Source organism: Mesorhizobium sp. M7A.F.Ca.AU.001.01.1.1, assembly GCF_004022735.1.
In the GTDB taxonomy this organism is placed as follows: domain Bacteria; phylum Pseudomonadota; class Alphaproteobacteria; order Rhizobiales; family Rhizobiaceae; genus Mesorhizobium; species Mesorhizobium ciceri.
The window spans coordinates 1-2,222 of the sequence record NZ_RZPF01000910.1; the positions used below are offsets into that span (position 1 = coordinate 1).

Genomic DNA, 2,222 nt, shown 5'->3' on the forward strand with positions numbered 1-2,222 from the left:
GCTTGGGGTTAGGCAGCGGGCTTCGTAGGCGATTAGGGGTTCAGAACCCACGCGAACGATGCTCTCAGAGTGTTAACGAAACCTTAACGAAGCTCGGAGCGTTTTACCAATCTTGGTGACCTGTGGATAACCCTCGCAGTTACGCGTTCAATGACAGAGCTGAGGTCCACGGCTTCGCGGTCGTGCTGTTCTTCGACAGGTTCCGCCTGCATATTCGGATCACCGTCTCATCCATTGATGCCCGCCCAGGTGAACCGTGATCCCTGCTGCCAATCCAACCAAGATAATTTTGCGGCGTTCCCCGATACACCCGTTGTTCAATTGAATTGCTGTGTATTATTCCGCTGTTGTCTTTAGGATGAGAGCCATGCCCCTATCATCCTTCGCCAAAGAACTGGAGAACGCCGCCGATAGCATCGCCGACATGTCGCGAGCGGATCTTCCGATCATGCTTCGGCGCGCTGCGTTGATGCTCCGGAACGTCGCCGGCCTCCCGCTAGAGCCAGCAACACAGGACGCACTGAACTCCATTGCCGCTGAAATGAAAATCGGCCGGTCGGAGCTCATTCAGATCGTCTTGCGTGAGTGGCTGGAAACGAATGCTTATCTGCCAGTCCGGATGATTGACGAGGAAAGCGAGACCGACGGGAGCGCTTAGCAACATGGCTCGCAAGGGAATGGTCCGCAGAAAAAGGCCCGTGCCTAAGGGACGGGCCAAATACGTTTCGGGAACAATGCCTAGAGCGGTTATTCTCAGCCGCCCATCTTCTTGGCCATGGCACAGAAATCAGCGTGCGACTTGTTGAGCGTGGTGTCGCCGCAGTCTTTCAGCACCGCCTTTTGTTCATCCGGTTTCATGGACATCCATGCGGTCTTGAAATCCGCTTCCGACCTCAAGGTTTTCATGCCGGCATCCGTGAAGAAAGGTGACATCTTTGCAGGATCATCGAGCGCGGAAGTGGTGCTGCTGCCAGCCAGCGCTGAGCCCGTCATCACTGCGAGCGCCATCGCGCCCATCGTAAGCATTTTGATGCTCATTTTTACCTCCGTTAGTTCTACACGCGCAAAATCGCGTGACCTGGGGAAAAAACGTCGGCGTCTGAACTCTGTTCCCGCATCTCGCCGATTCCGCATCGGCAGCCGTCTGACGCGCGCTGGTGTCGTGGAGAATGGCCGGTGCAGTGAGCAGTCCATCGTGCGGCGACGGACCACTGCGGCCAGCCTAAAGTGCGATCGGCGAACGCGGGCCCATTAACCACCTTCCTGGATAGATCGGACCCCAATGGGGATGCGGGGAGTTTACCTTGCATGGAAAATCACAAGCACAGATTCTATTGTCATATTGAGCGCGACGGATTGTGGGGAGTTTGGGATTGCGTCGCCAACAGGCCGGCAAGGTTGGGCGGTGGCGACGTTCGCGGTTGCACTGCCCAACGGGCTGAAGCTGCGGAACACGTCCTCACGAGAATTTACGACGGCGGACTTGATGCCGTCGCTATCCGCATCGCTGGCATTGTCAGTTCTGCGGGTTCGGCCTGATCGATCCCCGGCAGCCAGGCGCTTACCCAGCCTTAGGGGGGCAGCACCGGTCCAGTGGTGTTCCACCGGATGAACTCGACCTCTTTCCCGGTGACGTCCCGCACGGCCTTCAATAGCACCTCGTGCAGGACGCGCGTCTGCCTGTAGTGGTCGCAATGTGGTGATATGAACGGCTTGATGATGCTTAGGTGCAGCGCTTCCGCTGCCACCAGGAAGCGCTCGATTTCAGCCTGTTATAACTGCTTTGAGGGTTTTGACCTAGCCATTGCGACACCTTTTGAGAGTCGCCCCACCTGAGGACAATATTCCTACCGCGACCGTTCAGTGTAAAGGCTCAAACGTTGAAAAGGTCGTTTGGTCCCACGCCAATTTCGTCAATGATGTCCGGCGTGTTGTTTCGCGGGCTTCCGACCTTCCTGTCAATCGGCCACATCTTCATCAGCTCCGAAGGATATGGCTTCATGAGGTCGCGTGGATCCAGTTCCGGTCCGAGCCAGCGCATGTAATCGGCAGGCGCCAGAATAACCGGCATCCGATCATGGATCGTCGCCATCAACGTATTGGGCTCGCAGGTGACGACAGCGAAGGTCCGGATCAACTCGCCGGTCGCCTTGTCGGCATATTCTTCCCATACTCCAGCCATGGCAAAAGGCTCGTCCTCCGTCATCGCGATAGCGTAAGGC

At 56.8% G+C, this 2,222-nt stretch carries 4 protein-coding genes; 1 reads left to right on the forward strand and 3 read right to left on the reverse strand.

Annotation, left to right across the window (positions count from 1 at the left end):
- Positions 1 to 367: 367 nt before the first annotated feature.
- Positions 368 to 658: a hypothetical protein gene (locus tag EN884_RS33820; RefSeq protein ID WP_063170623.1), complete on the forward strand. Its 291-nt coding sequence runs from the start codon at positions 368 to 370 to the stop codon at positions 656 to 658.
- Positions 659 to 753: 95 nt separating this feature from the next.
- Here the strand turns inward: EN884_RS33820 and EN884_RS33825 are convergent, their stop codons facing one another.
- The 3 genes from EN884_RS33825 to EN884_RS33835 form a co-directional block, all read right to left on the reverse strand.
- A complete protein-coding gene (locus tag EN884_RS33825; protein WP_013525246.1) occupies positions 754 to 1,038 on the reverse strand; it encodes a hypothetical protein in 285 nt (94 codons plus the stop codon).
- Positions 1,039 to 1,571: 533 nt separating this feature from the next.
- Positions 1,572 to 1,763, reverse strand: a complete 192-nt coding sequence (locus EN884_RS39915) for a hypothetical protein (RefSeq protein WP_244507026.1) — start codon at positions 1,761 to 1,763, stop codon at positions 1,572 to 1,574.
- A gap of 110 nt (positions 1,764 to 1,873) precedes the next feature.
- A partial coding sequence (locus tag EN884_RS33835; protein ID WP_164895345.1) for an SOS response-associated peptidase family protein occupies positions 1,874 to 2,222 on the reverse strand: 349 nt, incomplete at its 5' end.